This is a genomic window from Pseudorhodobacter wandonensis (assembly GCF_001202035.1).
Lineage (GTDB): Bacteria > Pseudomonadota > Alphaproteobacteria > Rhodobacterales > Rhodobacteraceae > Pseudorhodobacter > Pseudorhodobacter wandonensis.
On record NZ_LGHT01000023.1, the window covers coordinates 19,112 to 37,794 of the forward strand.

General features: G+C 55.2%; 18 protein-coding genes. 12 read left to right on the forward strand and 6 right to left on the reverse strand.

The annotated features are described in order from the left end of the window. Nucleotides 1-85 precede the first annotated feature (85 nt). The gene (locus AKU79_RS03180; protein ID WP_050522138.1) at nucleotides 86-1,324 is read left to right on the forward strand and encodes an aminopeptidase P family protein; all 1,239 of its coding nucleotides are present in this window, start codon (nucleotides 86-88) and stop codon (nucleotides 1,322-1,324) included. Nucleotides 1,325-1,526: 202 nt separating this feature from the next. Next, nucleotides 1,527-2,342 (forward strand): L,D-transpeptidase, encoded by an 816-nt coding sequence (locus AKU79_RS03185; RefSeq protein ID WP_231580089.1) that lies wholly within the window; start codon nucleotides 1,527-1,529, stop codon nucleotides 2,340-2,342. Between the two features lie 62 nt (nucleotides 2,343-2,404). Here the strand turns inward: AKU79_RS03185 and AKU79_RS03190 are convergent, their stop codons facing one another. Next, entirely contained in the window at nucleotides 2,405-2,755 is a 351-nt protein-coding gene (locus AKU79_RS03190; RefSeq protein WP_050522214.1) for a cupin domain-containing protein, read from the reverse strand. Nucleotides 2,756-2,985: 230 nt separating this feature from the next. Here AKU79_RS03190 and AKU79_RS03195 point away from each other — a divergent pair, with 230 nt between their 5' ends. The 10 genes from AKU79_RS03195 to AKU79_RS03240 all read left to right on the forward strand — a co-directional run bounded on the left by AKU79_RS03195 (nucleotide 2,986) and on the right by AKU79_RS03240 (nucleotide 13,350). Next, nucleotides 2,986-4,059, forward strand: a complete 1,074-nt coding sequence (locus AKU79_RS03195; RefSeq protein ID WP_050522215.1) for a coiled-coil domain-containing protein — start codon at nucleotides 2,986-2,988, stop codon at nucleotides 4,057-4,059. Further along, a complete protein-coding gene (locus AKU79_RS03200; protein WP_156209441.1) occupies nucleotides 4,034-4,303 on the forward strand; it encodes a hypothetical protein in 270 nt (89 codons plus the stop codon). Before AKU79_RS03195 ends, AKU79_RS03200 begins: the two co-directional genes overlap by 26 nt. A gap of 8 nt (nucleotides 4,304-4,311) precedes the next feature. After that, a complete protein-coding gene (locus AKU79_RS03205; protein ID WP_050522216.1) occupies nucleotides 4,312-5,424 on the forward strand; it encodes a hypothetical protein in 1,113 nt (370 codons plus the stop codon). A gap of 18 nt (nucleotides 5,425-5,442) precedes the next feature. Continuing rightward, on the forward strand, nucleotides 5,443-7,383 hold the full coding sequence (locus AKU79_RS03210; protein ID WP_050522140.1) for an AAA family ATPase: 1,941 nt from the start codon (nucleotides 5,443-5,445) through the stop codon (nucleotides 7,381-7,383). A gap of 91 nt (nucleotides 7,384-7,474) precedes the next feature. Continuing rightward, nucleotides 7,475-7,801, forward strand: a complete 327-nt coding sequence (locus AKU79_RS03215; protein ID WP_050522141.1) for a hypothetical protein — start codon at nucleotides 7,475-7,477, stop codon at nucleotides 7,799-7,801. Next, a complete protein-coding gene (locus AKU79_RS03220) occupies nucleotides 7,798-9,159 on the forward strand; it encodes a DUF6638 family protein (RefSeq protein WP_050522142.1) in 1,362 nt (453 codons plus the stop codon). Before AKU79_RS03215 ends, AKU79_RS03220 begins: the two co-directional genes overlap by 4 nt. Continuing rightward, a complete protein-coding gene (locus AKU79_RS03225; RefSeq protein ID WP_050522143.1) occupies nucleotides 9,156-9,422 on the forward strand; it encodes a hypothetical protein in 267 nt (88 codons plus the stop codon). The genes AKU79_RS03220 and AKU79_RS03225 overlap by 4 nt, the downstream gene beginning before the upstream one ends. Before the next feature lie 10 nt (nucleotides 9,423-9,432). Continuing rightward, a complete protein-coding gene (locus tag AKU79_RS03230; protein ID WP_050522144.1) occupies nucleotides 9,433-10,086 on the forward strand; it encodes a DUF1523 family protein in 654 nt (217 codons plus the stop codon). 28 nt (nucleotides 10,087-10,114) lie between these two features. Further along, nucleotides 10,115-12,922: a DUF2339 domain-containing protein gene (locus tag AKU79_RS03235; RefSeq protein WP_050522145.1), complete on the forward strand. Its 2,808-nt coding sequence runs from the start codon at nucleotides 10,115-10,117 to the stop codon at nucleotides 12,920-12,922. A 35-nt stretch (nucleotides 12,923-12,957) separates the two neighbouring features. Further along, nucleotides 12,958-13,350 carry a GFA family protein gene (locus AKU79_RS03240; RefSeq protein ID WP_050522146.1) on the forward strand — a complete coding sequence of 131 codons (393 nt, stop codon included), beginning with the start codon at nucleotides 12,958-12,960 and terminating at the stop codon, nucleotides 13,348-13,350. 224 nt (nucleotides 13,351-13,574) lie between these two features. Here AKU79_RS03240 and AKU79_RS03245 read toward each other — a convergent pair whose 3' ends face one another. Genes AKU79_RS03245 through AKU79_RS03265 form a run of 5 tightly spaced genes read right to left on the reverse strand, consistent with a single transcriptional unit; the run spans nucleotide 13,575 to nucleotide 18,475 of the window. After that, nucleotides 13,575-13,889, reverse strand: a complete 315-nt coding sequence (locus AKU79_RS03245) for a hypothetical protein (RefSeq protein ID WP_050522147.1) — start codon at nucleotides 13,887-13,889, stop codon at nucleotides 13,575-13,577. Beyond that, a complete protein-coding gene (locus tag AKU79_RS03250) occupies nucleotides 13,886-14,980 on the reverse strand; it encodes an EscU/YscU/HrcU family type III secretion system export apparatus switch protein (protein ID WP_050522148.1) in 1,095 nt (364 codons plus the stop codon). The genes AKU79_RS03245 and AKU79_RS03250 overlap by 4 nt, the downstream gene beginning before the upstream one ends. Next, entirely contained in the window at nucleotides 14,977-15,756 is a 780-nt protein-coding gene (locus AKU79_RS03255) for a flagellar biosynthetic protein FliR (RefSeq protein ID WP_050522149.1), read from the reverse strand. Before AKU79_RS03255 ends, AKU79_RS03250 begins: the two co-directional genes overlap by 4 nt. After that, the gene (flhA, locus tag AKU79_RS03260) at nucleotides 15,753-17,825 is read right to left on the reverse strand and encodes a flagellar biosynthesis protein FlhA (protein WP_050522150.1); all 2,073 of its coding nucleotides are present in this window, start codon (nucleotides 17,823-17,825) and stop codon (nucleotides 15,753-15,755) included. Before flhA ends, AKU79_RS03255 begins: the two co-directional genes overlap by 4 nt. Continuing rightward, complete coding sequence (locus tag AKU79_RS03265) at nucleotides 17,822-18,475, reverse strand: transglycosylase SLT domain-containing protein (protein WP_197087212.1); 654 nt, start codon at nucleotides 18,473-18,475, stop codon at nucleotides 17,822-17,824. Before AKU79_RS03265 ends, flhA begins: the two co-directional genes overlap by 4 nt. Nucleotides 18,476-18,683: the final 208 nt, after the last annotated feature.

The window sequence follows — 18,683 nt, forward strand, 5'->3', positions numbered from 1 at the left end:
AGGCAGATGGCCCAAACTTTCGTCCTGTACACCGGGGCCTTTCGGGGCCGACCTGATGCCGCCCCATATTACATGAGGTCTGACGATGACGCTTACGCGCCCCCAAAATACCCGCCCAGAGAATTACCGCTTTCACAATGGTAGCAAGGAGGTGATGCCCTTTGCGCCCGAAGAATATGAAGCGCGGCTGGAGGGCCTGCGCGATATTATGGAGCTGCACGGGTTGGACGCAGTGGTTCTGACGTCGATGCACAATGTCGCCTATTATTCGGGTTTTCTGTATTGCTCGTTCGGGCGGCCCTATGCCTGCGTGGTGACAGCGACCCAATGTGTGACGGTCAGCGCGGGGATTGACGCGGGCCAGCCCTGGCGGCGCAGTATTGGCGACAATATTACCTATACCGACTGGCAGCGTGACAATTTTTGGCGCGTGGTGGCCGGAGTTGTCGGGAATGGTAAATCCGTCGGTTGTGAAGGCGACCATCTGACGCTGGTGCAATCGGAAAAGCTGAATCATTTTCTGAAGCCCACGCGTGGGATGGATATTGCGCCTGCGACAATGGTACAGCGGATGATGAAATCGGATGCCGAGATTGCCCTGATCCGGCACGGCGCGCAGGTGGCCGACGTGGGCGGCTATGCCATTCGCGATTGCCTGATCGCGGGCAAGGGCAAAGCCTTGCGCGAGATTGATGTGGCGATGGCGGGCCGCGATGCGATGGAGTTGGAGATCGCCAAGCGCTTTCCCGATGCCGAGTACCGCGATACTTGGGTTTGGTTTCAGTCTGGGCTGAACACGGATGGCGCGCATAACCCGGCAACTGGGCGGGTTTTGCAGCATGGTGATATTCTAAGTCTGAACTGTTTTCCAATGATTTCGGGCTATTACACCGCCTTGGAACGCACGATGTTTTTAGGTGCGGTCGATGATGCCAGCCTGAAGATATGGCAGGCCAATGTTGCTGCGCATGAATATGGTATGAGCTTGTTGAAACCGGGGGCGACCTGTTCGGACATCACGGCGCAGATCAATGATTTCCTGGCGGATAGGGACCTGTTGCAATACCGCACTTTTGGCTACGGTCACAGCTTTGGCATCCTTTCCCATTTTTACGGGCGTGAGGCCGGGTTGGAGCTGCGCGAAGATATCGACACCGAGTTGGAACTGGGGATGGTGATTTCGATGGAGCCGATGTTAACTATTGCCAATGGTCAACCGGGGGCCGGTGGTTACCGCGAACATGACATTTTGGTGATTACCGAGGAAGGCAATGAGAACATTACCGCCTATCCTTATGGGCCAGAGTTTAACGTGGTTGGCTGATGCGTCGCGCCACTGCATGGTTCGTGCCGTGATTGTAGTGGGTTAGCGGTTGACGCCGACACCTGTGAGCGTCTGAAAGTTGACTGGCCCCAAACTGCAACGTTTGGGGCCATTCTTGTTGTGATTGGGCCGAAGGGCTTGACGTTGGCCGTCAGAAGTGGCCGTAAGTATGTAACGAATTCCCTAACCAAGTGAGCGCATTGTGATCAAAACCTTATTGGATCGTCGTACATTCCTTTCGCTTTCCGGCTCTGCTGTGCTGGGGGCCTGCGCCGCGCCGCAAGTGGCGCCGAATCCGAATGCAGGTTTTGTAGAAGGCTATGGCCCGATTTTCGATAGCGGCTATACCTTGCCGGGTATTCCGCCCGAATACACCAAAGGGGTAAACCGTCGCATCACCGGCACTTATTTGGGTGAGCAGCCCGTGGGGACGATTGATGTCGATCCCTATGCCAAGTTCTTGTACTTTGTGCGTGAAGGGTCGAATTCGGTTCGCTTTCCGATTGGTGCGGGCCGCGCAGGCCGCAGCTTTTCCGGTGGTGGCACCATTCGGGTGAAAAAGAAATGGCCGGGTTGGACGCCAACCGCAAATATGCTGCGCACAGAGCCAGAAATCTACGGCCCGTTTGCACGCGGTATTCGGGGCGGTTTGCGCAGCCCTCTGGGCGCGCGGGCACTGTACCTTTATCAGGGCAATCGCGATACGCATTACCGCATTCATGGAACGAACGCTCAGGATTCCATCGGCAACTCCAGCTCGGCCGGATGTATCCGGATGTTTAACCAAGACGTAATTGCACTGTTCGAAATGGTACCAATCGGGACCCGCGTGCATGTGCGCTCGGAAGAAGAAGCGCTACGGGTGGACCCTGAAAACTTTAACCGCGGGATCGAGATTCCGGCACACCGCACCGATCCAGAGGCGATTTACAGCGAAGAGGCAATTGCCAATGACCCGCTGCCGGTGTTTGACGATGAGACTACGGCCGTTATTGATCAGGGCAATGTGCCACTGTAAATCGGGCGTAGTACCCAAGCAAACGGCCCCGTTTTCGGGGCCGTTTTGCTGTTCACAACCGCTCAGAGCCGGATCACATATTCTTTGACCGTAGTTTCCAGCACTTCCCAGGTGCCATTGAAACCAGGACGGATGATCCAGCTATCAGCAGCGCGCAGGGTGGTGGCGAGCCCATCCGCATCGGTCAGAACCGAGACTCCGTTCAGTATGCGGATATATTCCCACTCGGAGTAGGACACTTTCCATTTGCCCGGTGTCGATTGCCATATGCCGCAGTAAAGCCCGTCACGGTCCTCGATATTCCAAGTGGTATGCACCGGATCGCCTGACAGCAGCTTATCGGCTGCGGGGCGTTCGGTTTCGGGTGGAATGCCGTCGCGTGAAACGGGGGCAAGCAAAGCAGGGTTTGGCATGTGGGTTCCAATGCTGGTTTTGGCATTTCGGTTGGTTGCATATGTCACCTCAAGTCGGGGTGGCGGGTCAAGCTCAAAGGCCTTTGCGTTCGAATCTTGCAATCCCCGCCCCCTTGTCGCAGTTTATTGGTAATTCGGGGTGAACCTGTGGCGCATTTTTTTCGCGATACGGGCTGGAATTTTCCGCAACTCCTACACATATGTTAAATGTATTTACATCGGAGACCAGCATGGCAGATTTCGACAGCAAAATCCGTGAAAGCCAAGAGCAAGTGGCAAAAGCGCAAACGAAGATATCCGAAGTCACCAGCCGGATTGAGGCCGCTCGCGCCAAGATTGAGGCAGGTGAGGCGGCGATTGACGTAGAAAGCGCCACGCTGGACGATGTGCACAAACATACCGACCTGATGAACGCCAATATCGCCGATCTGATCATGGGGCTGGATGATGTGACGGCCGGCTTTAGCCGCGATTTCGATGAAATGCGCAACAAGACAGGCATGGAAAGCTTTATTGGCGTTTTCTCGAATGCCAAGGCAGAATCGATGCGGCAGGAACGTATGCGCGCGGCGTCGATCGACGACAAGTTGCAGGATTTAATCGGAAAATCGGATATAATTGTCAAGCTGTTGCAAGGCCAGTTGGATTTGCTGAACGGCCAGAAAAACAGCGTGGAAACCAACCTGACTGCAACGCTGGACGAGCGCGAAGCAACGGTGGGCAGCCTTGAATCCGTGCGCGCCGAGATTGCCGGCATGGACCCCGCAATTATTGAATTGGAAAACAAGATCAGCGTCGAGCAAGACGCCGCCAAGCGCACCAAGCTGGAAAGTGAATTAGCCGCGCTGAACACTCGCTACAATGCGCTGGTACAGCAAGAGCAGGTCGATCTGGCCAAGTCGCAAACCCTTGAACGCTATATCGAAAAGGGAAAAACATGGATGGACAGCTTGCAAAACCAAGCGGCCACCCAGATGGTGCTTATCAACAAATTGCAGACCGACACCAAGCAGCGCGTGGTGCTGTATGATGCGCTGACCTCATCCTTGAAAACTGCACAGCAGCAGGATGTAGCCCACCGCATCAACGAAATCGGCGTGAAAACCGACCAAGAGGCGCAGGCTGCGATGGCGGCGATTGGTACCGCCACCAACAACCGCATGGCTGATATGATGGAAGCGCACGAAGACCACATGGTCTTTGCCCGCAAAGTGCTGGAAGCCAAGGCCAAAGCGGATGAGCGGTTCGCCCGTCGCTTTGCTGCAATTGTCGAAAAGCATGACAAAAACCAGTATGGCGGCTGAGATGCGGCTATGGCGGGCCACGCTGCGGGCGCTTGAGGTGGTCTATGTCATGTTCTTTGGCGAAGGCGATCGCTGGTCGGTTTGGGCTGTGGTCATGGCGGGTTTGGTGGGCCTGTTCCTATGGGCCGCGACCGACGGCTTTATCGCGGCCCCCAGCCTTGGGCAGATCGTGTTTATGGCTGTGTTCGTGGCGATTAGTGCAGTCGGCGTCTATATTCGCCGCAAGAGGAAAGACGATCAGTGAACACCTTGATGGATGATCATGCAGAGCTTTATGATACCGCCATTGTCCGGCGCTATTTTGACAAGTTTGACCGGATTACCGGCCATCTGGCCAATGTCGCGGCGGAACTTGAGGCCGAGGGCCATCTGACCAGAATCGAGTCACGGGTTATCGGCGGCTATGTGCAGCGGTTGAACCTGACTTTTCAGGCGCTTGGCTACAAATATCTGATGACGGGGCGGGTCGATGGGCCCTTGCCCGGCAAGCTGACCTTTGACCGGCATGAATCCGGCTTTCCGGTCGCGCAAGAACTGATGGTCATGGCCAATGACGCGCAGCAGGCCGAAAAACATCTGGCGCAATTGCCCACTGATACCGAGCTGAAAGATGCGATGATCCGGCAGATTGTGGGTGAGTTGGCCATCCCGACCAAGCTGCAATTCACCATGTCGCAGCGGCTGTATTATGAAAGCCTGCGCGGCGGGCACCAGTTTTGGGCGCGCAATGACGCTGACGTGCAATGGCTGGGCGAAACATCGGACCGCAAGTCGTGGCTGGTGCATTGGGCGGTTTATGATACGCAAACCAACTTGCCGGTGATCTATCTGATGAACCTTGAGGATAGCGGAAAAACGCCGCTTCCGCGTGACAATCGGCGCTGGCCGCAAGTGCAGGCGCATCTGATGGCGCAAAGTCTCGACGGGTTAAAGCTTGTGACGATTGCCAAAGGCTTTGATACCGATTTTGATGACCTGCACCCCAAACGCCTGCGCCGCATCCACCTTGGGCCGATGTATTCCAGCAGTTTCACACTGCAATCCGGCCCGATTTCGGAGGTTCTGGCCGATGCCAAACCCGAGCCGGGCCAGGATTGGGCATTTGTCTGGACGGTTGAGGATTTGTTGGCAGAACGCGAGGAAACCGTGAAAACCGGCTGGTTTTCATCTGCAGAACGGCAGATTTTCGCTTCGGGTCCGTTCATCGGCAAAACGCTGGCCGACATTGGCGCAACCAATATGGAGCGAATGTTGATCATGCCCGAACGTCCGTTTCAGGCCTTGGCAGAAAAAAGCCCGCCGGGTTTTGCCGATATTCGCAAGTTTGTTGTGGGCGCGGGGGACCGCGTTTTACCGCAGCGGTAAGATTAAGGAAGTGCCAAGATGACCACACGTGACACGATGGAACTGCGCGAAGACGATATTAAATCGCATTACCGCGCGGCGACCGAAATGCTGATGGGGGTGGATCACTCTCCCCGTATCGGCACTGCACGACACACGGCCGTGGCACCTGAAAAATCGCCGGGTGTGGCGGCCACAGGGCGCAGGTTTCGGTCTACGACCCCGGGTTTGGTGACGCGCAGTACTGCGCGGGCCGAAGGGGTGCGCCTGTTGGACCGGATCGCCGACAAGGATGATGACGACCCGCTGACTTCGGCACTTCAGGCCACGGTGGGGCAGGCATTGCGTCGGGCCTTGGCAATTGCACTGGCGGTAGGGCAAGAGTTTGCGCGCCAAACGCCGCTGGTAGAGCTGAAAAAAGCAAATCTAGAAGGCCGTTTGCCTGCCGAGCGTAAGGCCGAATTTACCGAGCTGTTGGCTGCCGAGGCATTGGCGGTGCTTTATACCTTTGGCAATGCAACCGCGTTTTTGCTAGCCCCGCAAACGAATGAACGCACTGCCGAGATTGGCCCTGTGGAGGAAATTCTGACCGATAACGCGCCGCTGGCCTTGCATGGCGCGTTGTGGGAATTGGACCAAACCATCGCCGCCCATGCAAGCGATGACGCCAGCCTTGTTGCAACGGTTCTGGCCTATGCCGAGCAGCTTATGGCTGCGGTGGCACTGCGCGGCCAAGATGCGCCACGGCTTGCAGGCTTTACCGCGGCAAGCTGGCGGGTCGAGGCCGACAAGCTGACGATTGCGGGCTTCAAGCCGGCACTGGCTGCGCGCGGCACGGCGCTGACGATGACGTTCAAAAAGCCGAATGAGGTGGTGGGCAACCATATCGCCAAATACCAATCCTTGCGTTTGGCCAAGATGCTGATGGCCTATGATTTTGACCGCAAGTTGAACCCTTTTGCCGAAATGGGCGGGTTTATCTTTACCTTTATGGGTGATGGCGCACCGGGAACAGGCAAGACAACGCTGATCCAGATGATGGCAGGATTATTGAATGATTACTGCAAGGTAGCGGGCTATCCGTTTCGCTATCAGAACTTTTCGATTGACCAGATCGACAGCTATCAAGGCAAATCGGGGCAAAATGCCAAAGCCTTTATTACCAATGTTTTGGACCCTGCGGTGATCGGGTTCGGGACGATTGACGATATCGACCAAATCGCGGGCAAGCGCGGCGACAAGCAATCATCCGCAGGCCAGCAAGAGGTGACTGCCGTGTTCATGGAGGCCTTTGCAGGCGCGAATACTGTGGTGCGCGGCAACTGTACATTTGGGATGTTTTCCAATTATCCCGAAAATGTCGATGATGCGCTGCGGCAACGGGCGGGTGCGCGGTTCTTGGTCGATGGGCCGCAAACGCGCGACGACTACATTGATATTCTCGCCCTGCTGATGGGCAAAAACCATAACATCCCGGTGGGTGACCATGATTTATTTGCCGCCCAAGAAATGAAACGCGCCGTCGCCGCCAGCTTTGAGGGCCATTCCCGCCCGCATGAAGACGGGTTGTTGAAAGTATGGGACCAGGTGGGCCGCGATATTGGGCGGCTGGACACGATTGTTAAACTGGGCACCTACTTGAAGGCGATTCAAGAGGCCGACCCGCGCTTTACCGGCCGGGCGATCAAGAACATCACCGATGCTGTAAAAGTGCGGGCGATGGATTTTGAACTGCCGGATGAGTGGATGGAACAGCCGGACTTGTTTTTGTTTAAGGGCTATGACGAAAAGCTGGCGATGATTAAGGGTATGCAGCAGCCGATCACCGTTGAGATGGTTGTGCAAGAAATCAACCGCTATGCGGATTCAGAGTTCCGCTATGCCGACAAGTCGGACGAGGTGGCCATTTCGAACATGATCCGAGATTTTGGACGGCAGGAAGAGGCCAAGCGGCGGTATTTGGAGGGGAAGGGATCATGATGGTCTTTGTGACAATCGCTGGGGGGGCTGTCTGCCCCCCCAGACCCCCCCGAGGATATTTTAGCCGAAAAGAAAGCAGGGGGTGTTTTTAATGAACATTTTGGTCCTTGCTTTGCTTGTTGTTGCGGGCTTTGTCTTTATCACCTTTGCCGTTGTGCCTTTTGTAACCCGTCCCGCGATGTTGTTTGACAAAGGGCCGTCCCATGCGCGGATGATGGGGATACTCATTTGCGGGAGTGTGGCGGTTGCGGTGTTGTTTGCGCTGAATCCTGACCGCATGGCTGACTTGAAGCCGAGGTTTTGGGAGGCGGCAGGGTTGGCAGGTTTCTCGGCTATCTTCTGGTTGCCGTGGTACCTATTTGCATTCACCCGCCGTGCCAATTTGGTAAAGGCCACGACTGAGAGGGGCCGATCATGAAACGTCTTATCCAAAAGGGGCTGATGTTCGGGAATCTGGTCGAGGTTTCTTCGCCCGCGCTGATTGAACGCTATAACCGCGCCCTGGAGCACTTGGCGGGCAAGCGCACAGTTCTCACAGATTTTCACATTGATATTTCCGGGTTTTCGCCCGAGATCGGTGACGAATTGGGTGATGATCGTTATCTTAACCCCAACGGCTGCAATCGGCAGTTTATTTTGCTGACCACAGCGCAGAAAGCCGCGCCTCTGTTGAACGTGACGTTTTCGACATCGCGTGGTGTGCTAAAGCAGTTTATCGAGGCGAATGAGGCGCAGTTATTTGCCCTGACTGCCCGCGATGCCGTGGCTGGCGAGCTGTTTAACAGTGTGTATGAGGTATCTAACCCCTCGCGATTGCTGGATATTCGCCGAATTACGGTAGAAGGCGACACGATTGGCGGGCATGTCGCCGATGCGGCCAAACTGGGCCAGATGATTGAGCGTTTTCGCACTGAACCAACCGGGTGGCGCGATGATGTTTTGATAGCCGAGATGATCGGGTTGGCGAAAAAGACCGGTGATGTGACGCGGGTACCGATTGCCCTGCCCAAGATGGCATTCGAACAAGCGAATTTCTGGACCTCGCATTTCGGCGGTTTGTACGTGTTTCGTGATGCCAGTTTTCCGGCGGTGATTTCGGTGCTGCCGCGTGACAGCCTTGGCACGCTGCCGATTGACCAGGTGATGGACCTGAGCCAGCGCAACATGATCGCGGACTGGCTGGAGAAAAACGGGCTGGTCGAGCCGATTGTCAAGGCACGCGGCATGGACAGTGCGGCGGTGCTGCGCCAGAAAATGGACTTCATTCTGGTTGAGGCAGCAGATGCGCTGAACCTTGATCTTGGCCATGCGACACGAAATGACTTGCGTAAAATCGCGCAGCGTTTGGGCGCGAACTTGCCGCAAGAATTCCTTGGGCTTGCGCGGCTTTTGGCATGGGTAGAAGGCGGAGGTGACTGGCCGCGGATTACGTCCGAGCACCCTGCCTATTTTTACACGCTGCGCTCGCGCCCGCACAAAGACCGCGATTTGGTTAACATGTTGCTCAGCCAGCTTGCGCCTTTGGACGTGCGGCAGATGTTCATCACCCACAAAGAATTGTTCTACGCCAGCTATGCCAGATGGTCCGACCGGAAACGCGGTTATGTTGCCGATTTTCTGGAACGAGAGTATCAAGTGGATAAGGCGGGCGCGCGTGCTGCCCTGTTCGGTGCCGAGCCGGGCATGGATGAGGCCGAGCGTTCCGAACCGAAACCCAGCCCAACGATGGCCGATCTGGTCGGCCCGTGGGGCGCCGTTCGAAAGGCCCGCAAATGATTGGATTGTTTCGCCTGATGCTGTTCGGCTTTATCGGCATGACGATCATGTTCTTTTTGCTGAACCTCTATTCGCGATCGGTTCAGCGCGAAGAACTGGAAAAAGAATGGGATGCCACGCAGAGCCCCGGCGACCGAGAGGAGTTTATCGCCTCGGGTATGGCCGCCTATGAAAAGGGTCTGCGTAAAAAGTTGATTTGGTTGGTCTATGTTCTCCCGACGCTGGCCGTGATAGCCGCAATCTATCTATTGAATTTTTCCTGAGGGACCGCCAATGCGCTATGTAAAATGGACATTTTTCACGATCATAGCAGTTTTGCTATTCTCGTTCTTTCACTACACATTGCCCCAGCATGATATTGTGCGGATCGTTGGCACCGAAAACCGCCGCATTGATTTTGGCGAAAATTCGTTCTTTTGGGCCAGCCCAGACGTGGGAACCGCGGCAGGGACCAACCGCGATGTGCGCTTTATCAATGCTGAAAAAGCCAATGGTAAAATAATCGTTTATCGCAATGAAGATACCGGCTGGGGGTGGCCACCGTATTTCAAATTGGACAGTTCCAACCTGCAAGCCGAAGCGCAGGCTTTGATTTCGAACGACAAGGCAAACCCGATTTGGGCATCGATCACGCATTACGGTTGGCGCAATGAGTTTTTCACCATCTATCCGAACGCAGTTTCGGTAAAGGTGGTCGATGGGCCTGATGTGCGGATTATTCCATGGTTCAACATTCTGTTCTTGATTGTGTTGTCTGGCGTGCTCTTTTTACTGTGGCGGATGTGGGCGCAGTTTCGCGAGCGCACGATTGACCCGACACTGGAAAGCATCGGCGACACGATTGACGAGCTTGATGAGACCGCCGATAGTGTTTGGGCGCGCTTTAAGGCATGGCTGGCGACTTGGACCGGCAAGCCGCGCCGTTAGGCATTTTGGGGGATAGGCAGGGCGCAGCATGGATGAGCTAGAGATGTTGGTCATCTTTGCAGGGACCGCAGCATTGCTGGTCGTACTGCTTGTTCCCTATTTATTCTTTTCGCATCTTGGCCTGAAATCAAAGGTCAATCGATTAGAGCAGCTGATAGTGCGATTGCAATCAGAGCTTCAGGAAAAGTCCAGCTCGTCGCAGGGTGAGCAAACGAAAGCTGCGACGATTTCGCCTCAGGCGGCGAAAGAGCTGCAATCTGCGCCCCCACAGGCGCCGATACCGCAATTCTGGCCCAAAGCGCCGCCACAGCCCGCGCCGGACGAAGTGCTGCCGCCTGTAGCTTTTGTGTTCAGGACTGATCTGATCAGTAAGTTGATGACATGGCTGCGCGAAAACTGGGTTCTGGCGATCGCGGCTGCGTCCTTGGTGCTGGCCGGCGTGTTCATGGTGCAATATGGCATCGAGAATGGATTGTTGACGCCGTTCTGGCGGGTGACAGGGGCATTGGCGTTTGGTGCGGCGCTGATCGCGGGGGGCGAGTATATTCGCCGCAAAACCGGTGATGAGTTTGAAGATGGCGATGCGGTGGGCGCGACACGGTTTTTGCCCTCTACCCTGTCTGGTGCGGGCATTGTTGTGCTCTATGTGGCGGTGTTCGCCGCCCGCGCGCTTTACGGCCTTATCGACCCGCTAACCTGCTTTGCAGGGCTTGGCGTCGTGTCGGCGGTCGCGTTGGTTTTGGGCTGGTTTTACGGGCCGGTTCTGGCGGCGGTGGGTGTGTTGGGGGCGTCACTTGCGCCGTTCATCACCGGCAGCAGTTCCGACAACGCGTGGATGGTTCACTACTATCTGGCCATTGTTGCTATGGTCGCGCTGGGAATTGATACGGTTAAGCGTTGGGCCTGGATTTCGGTGCTGGGCCTGGTGGCGACGATTGCAGGCTCGTGGTTGCTGTGGCTCGATCGGGTTGCGGATTTGCACTTTCTTGCGGGCGGCTTGATAACTTGGTTCGCGGTCCTTGCCATCCCCGAACGCGGGCTATTTCCACGCCAAGCAGGGGCTGCGTTCTTAGATGCCGCGGTAACGCGGGGCAAACTGCGGCCCGAGTTTCCGACGCGCATGGCATTTGGTACCACGCTTGCCGTCACAATTGCTGCGCTTGCTGTGGCCGCCAACGCCCAGTCGCCTGATACCGTTTGGCTGGCGGTATTCACATTGGCGCTAATGATTGCAGGCACAACGCTGTGGACGCGTGACGCGCCCGCGCTGTATGATCACGTGCTTCTCCCCGGGTTTGCGTTTCTGGCAATTCTCGCCTTTGAGGGCAGCAATTACGGCCCATTATTGGGCGAATTCCAACAGGCCGGCATCACGGTTGCGGTGGGCGAGGCAACGCCGGTTGCAAACCCTGTACCGATGACGGTTTGGGTGTTGGCAGGGCTTGGTGCGCTTGGAACGTTGTTGATGTTTTGGCGGATGCAAAGCGCAGTGCAGAGCGCTGCAGTAAGCCGCAGCTCCGCGTTTTGGGCCTTTAGTGCTGCGGTTTTTGCCCCAACAACCCTGATTATCCTAGAGTTCCTGTGGACACCAGGAGCGGTGCTGGGGCAATATCAATGGGCGCTTGCGGCAATAGCGATGGCGGGCTTGACGGTTCTGCTAACCTTACGCGCCCAAGCCGCAGATAAGGGCGCGCCATTGCGCATGGGCCTGTTTGCCGTAGGTGCGCTGACGCTGATCACACTGGCTGTGTTCCTTGTGCTGACAAAATCGGCGTTGACAGTGGCGTTGGCGGTCATGGTGCTGGGCACGGCGCTGTTGGATCGCCGTTCCCCAATGCCGCCGTTAAGCTATTTTGTGCAGATCGCCGTTGCGATCATCACGTTCCGGCTTGTGGTCTGGCCCGGGTTTGACTGGGCCTTGGGCTGGGATTATACCGCCAACCTGTATGAAATCGCTTATTTTGAGGTGGCTTTTGCCTTCCTTGCCACACTTGCACTGCTGGCCGCCGCATGGTGGATCTCGCGCGGTCAACGCCTGAAAACCGCGCTCGTGCTGGAAAGCGCGTGTTGGACCATACTTGGCGTATTTCTTGCTGTCACCCTGCTGCGCGTGGCGCCAAGAGAGGCAGGCGATAGCCATTGGGTCATGGGTCTGATGTCGGCAATCTGGTGCGCCTTGGCGCTGAACCAGCTGTACCGGATGCAAATGGGCGGCAAGATGATGACCATCATTCGCGCCATTGTTGCAGGGGTGTATGGTTTGGCAGCCGCGGGAACACAGTTTGTGCTGCTCTTTGTTTCCAACCCTTTGTTCGGCTATAATGAATTGGTTCAAGGGCCACCGGTTCTAGATAGCCTTGCACTGGCGTTTTTGCCTCTTTGCGTGGTTTTCGCAGCTGCCGGGTGGAAGATTACCCATCTCGGCCGCTTCTTGCGCATCGGTTTCACCCTCGTGGCAAGCGCGTTTGCTGCGTGCTATGTCGGAATGGAGATCCGCCGCCTCTGGCGTGGCACCGACTTGTCGGTTCCCGGCTTTACTGACCCCGAGCTGTACAGCTATACGCTGGCCATGCTTGTCGCCTCGGTTGTGTTGCTGGCGCTAGCCTTTAGTCGTCGGTCCGATAATGTGCGCAAGATTGCGATGGCAGGTGTGGCGTTGACTGTTGCGAAAGTGTTCTTGGTAGATATGTCCGGCCTTTCTGGCTTGATTAGGGTGTTTTCTTTTATGGGGCTAGGGCTGTCGTTGGTTGGCCTTGCATGGCTAAATCAAAAGATGACAGCCCAATGGGAACGCAGAGCGCCCGTCAAGCCTTCGCCCAAAGCGCCATTGGTTTAATCCGGCATCAATCAAGGTTTGAAAGGAGGTGAAGAATGGAAACGTTTACAGGGGGATGCCTTTGCGGTGCCGTTCGTTTTGTTGCAACCGGTCAGCCGAACCGTGTTGGCATTTGCCACTGCCTTGATTGTCGAAAGCACCACGGCGCACTGTTCCACGCCGCAGCAATATTTCATGAGACGGACGTAACTGTCTTTGGCGTAACGCACAGTTATAAGGGGCGGTTTTTCTGTCCGCGCTGCGGCTCGCCTGTATTTTCCATCAGTGGCCATGAGGTCGAGGTCCATCTCGGTGCCTTTGACGCCCCCAACCAGTTCGTGCCAAGTTACGAGTTGTGGACACAGCGCCGCGAGGCATGGTTGCCAGAGTTTCCGGTGTCTGAACGCCATCAATATGACCGGCCGGTCGAGCCGGCGCATCAAGATTAACGCAAAACACCGTTTGGGTTGGCGCAAGCATTCCGACCACGCTTTCTTCAAAGCCGTTCCTCAAATCATCAGTTTTGATTGTTTCTGCGATGGCTAAAGGAAGAATTTATTTGATGCAGCCTGTCGGCGCAAAAGACCGTCGCTGAACCTTTGGTGGTCGCGCTAAGTGTTGTTCGCTTTGGTCGGTTTCCCAGCCCTTGCCGCAAAAAATAAGCACAACTTGGCTAAAGTTTTCTTAAAACTTCCGAGCGCCCAAAGGCTACTTCTGCGTCCTTGCGTGCCCCCATCCAAGCAACCGTCTGGCGCGCAAGAAGAATGTTCAGTTCGGATCGCCGTAACTCTGCCCACCTTTCATATTGAAATGCTGCCGCTGCCGAAGCACACGGACCAAGTTGATCATCCGGTTCTACAACCAAATCGCTAAGGCGTTGCAAGCTTTGGTTTCGCGCCTCTGCACATGCGCGCAGGCGGGCAAGATGCTGGTTTAAGATAAGGTCAGACAGCGCCTTAAGACGTCTGAGGTTTTTCACATCTTTCAATCTGGCCCCCGCTGCGCCGCAGTCTTTCGCTGACGAATGGATTCTGAATAGCGTATTGCGGCCGCGACAACGCGGTAATGGTCAGGGTGTACCTCTTGCCCGACGTCGAGCGATGCAAAAAGCATACGGGCCGTAGGCGGATCAGAGTGTAGTGGAATGGCGGCTTCTGCTGCGCGTTCGCGTATACGTTGCGCTATTTCATCTACCCCTTTTGCGACACAAATGGGGGCGCGGCCGGAAAGCCTGTCCCACTTTAGCGCAACTGCAAAATGCGTCGGGTTCACGATTACAACGTCAGCTGTCCGCACATCTTGCAACATGCGGTTCGTCGCAATTTCCTGCCCCCTTTGGCGCCGTTTTGCTTTGGTGTGTGGGTCGCCTTCCGCGTTTTTATGCTCATCCATCAGCTCTTTGCGCGACATCTTGTTTGACCTAAAGTGCTCTGCCCGTTGCCAAAAATAGTCGATCCCACCAATTGCAAGGACAAGCATGGCGATGATGGCAAGAAAACGGATGACAATTTCAAACAGCATCGCGATGGAAACCGCCGGCGACAAATAGATCATGCGCAACAGGTCATCGGCTTGATGGCTTAAAAAGCTGAACAACAGAACAGAAATGATCAGCAGTTTCACAAAGCTTTTGAAAAACTCAAAAAGTCCCTTGCGGCCCAATTTATTTTTAATACCCGAAATTGGCGAGATCCGGTTCAGCTTTGGCGCAAGCTTGGACGGCGTGAATATCATGGCACGCTGCGCGAGAATCATAAGCGTGGCGGTCGCAAAAGGTATCAGAAAAAATGGAGCAACCGGGCCGATCACTGTGGCCAGAACGGTAAAAACACTGCGCCCCGCACCTTTTGTCCACACGGCCGAAAGGCGGTCGGACTGCTCAAGTATTGCTGCTGCGGCCTCGCCCGATTTTGTGAGCATGCTTGCGCCAAGTGCCGCCCCTGCCAAAAGAAACCCCAAGTAGGCTCCCGCAGTAATCAGGTCATTCGACCGCGGAATTTCGCCTTTTTCACGTGCGTCGGACAGCTTTTTGTCTGTGGCTTCGTGTTCTTTGTCCGAAGGGCTTTGCTCGTCGCTCATGGCGCACCTGCAAACGGGTTATTGAGGAAAGTGAGCAAAGCCATGTGCCAAAGTTGTAGCAAAAGAGGCGATGCCATCGCCAGCATCATAAGCCCGCCAAGCGTAAGGGCCGGCGCCCCAACAAAAATAACCATCAGTTGCGGCATCGCCCGGTTTATCACCCCAAGCGCAATGTTATAGATGAGCGAGGCCGCGATAAAAGGCGATGCCATCTGGAACGCCAGTGAAAACGCGTTGGCAACCTGCGAAACACCCCAGCTTGCAATATCCTCGCCGCTGGGCAAAACGCCGAGGGGCAGGACTTGGTAAGAATAGACAAAGAGCTCAGCGATACGGATGTGGAGCCCAAGGCTGACAGCCAAGGCCAGGCCGGTCATCACAAATAGATGCGACATTGTAGGTTGCGGTTCACCGCTTTGCCCGCCAAAAAGCTGCGAAAGCGAAGTTGCTTGTGCTGCCAAAGTGCCCGCAATTTGCAGGGCATGTACGAATAGCCGCATCCCGATGCCAATAACCAGACCGGCCAATACTTCAACGACAATTGGGCCCGCAAACGTGCCGCTATAGGGTCCGACCTGATCTGCGACGATCGGCAAAACGACCATCGTATAACAAATGCCAATGGCCAACCGAACCCTTTGCGGAATAGCCTGTTCACCAAAAGCGGGCAGCAATGCCATAGCAGCCCCAACACGCAGGAACACCAAAAATATGACCCAAACCCAGTGTTCGGTGTATCCGCTTGCCTGGGTCAGAAGATTGAGCAACTGGGTCATATTGGTACTTGGCCTACCATAGCGGGTCGGGCCTCAAGGCCGATTTCTTCATACGAAAGCACCGGCGCGTTTAGGCCTTTGGCACTCAATACTGTCCGCAGAAAACGACGACGAAGGGTCGAGGTGATAAAGGCAGGATGCAAGCCGCTCTCAGCCGCCTTGTTCAGTTTTTCCGCCAGATTATTTGCAAGTCGGCTAAACTGATCGGGTGGCAATGCTACATCGCGCTGACCCTTTTCGCCGTCAATCTGATAGGTGGAAAAGGCTTTTTCCCATTCGGGGGCCAGTTGAATAAGCGGAATTGTCCCATCCTCGCGGCGTAAGGCTGCCACGAGTTGAAAGCCAAGCCGTTGTCGGACGTGCTCGCAAATAACTTCTGGCGCTCCTGCCGAACGCGCTTCGGCAATACTTTCAAGAATGAGCGGCAAGTTCCGGATAGAGACCCGTTCCTCCAACAGAAGGCGTAAAACGGCTAGCAGCATATCGATGGGAACTTTGTCTGGTACCAGCTCGTTCAAAAGGCGCTTGTTTGCATCGGCGCGCACCGGGTCCGACAAATTGGCAAACTCTTCCAGCAGGCGGCGTAAACCACGCAAAGACAGCAGGCGCGACAGATTGTTTTTCAGCACTTCAAGCAAATGGGTCGCAAGCACCTCTGTCGGCGAGACAACCGTAAGGCCTTGAATGGACGCCTGTTCCTGGGCATCCGGCGGAATCCACCTTGCGGGGGCCCCATAGACCGGTTCGCGTACGTCCATTCCTTCGGGTACCGGCAAGCCGTCTGACAGCAGTGCCAGTACGCGGTTATAGTACAACTTGTCGCGCACCTGCTCAACGCCTTGCAAGCGAATGCGGTAGGTTCCAGTTGGCAAGGATGGCTCATCCGTCAATCTGATTTCAGGCAGAATCAGGCCAAAAGCGCTAGCAATATGGTTGCGCATATTTGCGATGCGGGTATCAAGCCCCGTTGCAGGATCCAAAACCATCGCAACAAGGTCGGGCGCAAACTCGATGTGAATGTCATCAAAATCAAGGATATCCCCCATACGCCGCTCGGTTGGCGTTGCAACGCTCTCCTCCGCCTCGGGCTTTGGTTTGTTGGCTGCTTCGGCCCCCCAATAGGCCGCCGCCCCCAAAATCAGAGCGCCCAAGATAAATGGCAAAAACGGAAGCCCCGGCACCAATGCAAAGAGCGCCATCAAGAACGAAACTGTGGCCAATGCCCCGGGGTACCTGCCAAGCTGTTCAAAGAACGACACATCCGCGGCACCGGTCTGTCCGCCCCGTGCCAAAAGCAGGGCCACCGCTATCGAAATGATGACGGCAGGAATCTGGCTGACCAACCCATCCCCTACCGTTAATATCGCATAGGTTTCAAAGGCCTGCCCGATTGGCATTCCGTGAACGACAGTACCGATTATCAACCCCATGACAATGTTCAGCAGCGTGATCAACAGGCCTGCAACGGCATCGCCTTTTACAAATTTTGAGGCACCGTCAAGTGAGCCAAAAAAGTTCGTTTCCGCCAACTCATTCTCACGCCGCCTTTTGGCTTCGGCGTGATCAATAGCACCGGCCGACATATCACTGTCGATCGCAAGCTGTTTGCCGGGCATACCATCAAGAGCAAAACGGGCACCCACTTCGGCCATTCGACCTGCGCCTTTTGTGATCACCACGAAATTCACGATCAGCAAAACACAAAAGACCACGACGCCCAACAAAACCGAGCCACCCATGATGAAATTTGCAAAGCCTTCGATAACCTTGCCTGCCGCCCCGGTTCCGGTATGGCCTTGGCCGATGATCAACTTTGTCGAAGAGACGTTGAGCGCGAGGCGAAGCATCAGAGACGCCAGCAGAATGGTAGGAAAGGCAGAAAACTCTAATGGACGCTGGATAAACAGCGTTACTGTAAACATTAAGATTGCGAGGGCGAAAGAGACGGCCAAGCCTATATCAAGCATCCAGGCGGGGACCGGCAAGACCATCATCACAATGACGGCCATCAGCGCGAGCGCGAGCAGAATCGTCGGTTGAAAAATCGTTTTGATTGTCAGGTTCTTCATGGCCGCCCTCCAAGCAATGGGCGTGCCTCAGTTGAAATCAGAAGTAGCGGGCCGAGCGCGCCCGAAAGGCCAAAGCGTTGCTGGGGTGGTCTGTTTCTTTGTGTTGGTGGTAACTGAATAGGTGCCGATTGCCCTGCGAGATGCGCTTCATACAACCGTTTAAGGCGAAGAACATAAGCCTCGGCACGGTCGCCATCAGAAGAATGATAGCGGCCAACTGCGGCCCGCCACTCGCCGGTCTGGCTGTACAGTTTTTGCAGGAATTGCGCGGCATAAAGCGCATTGTTTCTTGGTGAAAACATGTCATTCAGGTTTTGAAATGCTTGCCTGTGCCACCGCATGTTAAGTTGAAAGCAACCGATGTCGATGTTGGTTCTTTGTTCGGCCATCAATGACTGAACAAACTGGATCGCTGCATTTTCGTTGTCGAACCAATGTCCTTTATTGCCGGATTGGACCGTCCAAGGCCAAGCTGAATAGTCATCTTTGTCAAACTTGGTTTGCCCGGTTTCGGCAAGCGCGACAGCGCGCAATACCGAAAGTGGTACTCCCGTGCTTTGCGATGCATATCGAGCGGCATCTTCGCATAGCGAGGCCGGAGACGCCTGAGCTGAAGAACTGAAAAAAGCTAAGCAAAAGGCCAGAATCATTTGGCAAAAAAGACGCCACCTATACATTGCACCACCGTTTTATCGGGGCCCGTTCTAGCCCCCAAGACTGACCTTAGGGGCGTAGTCTTACCAATTGGTAACCGGCACATAACTCGCGGGGCCGATTTATGGTGTTTTTGTCAGCAAACCAACAATTGGCTTTGCTGTGTAATTATGCGAGTTATGGGGCCAAGCAAATGGTTAGGGT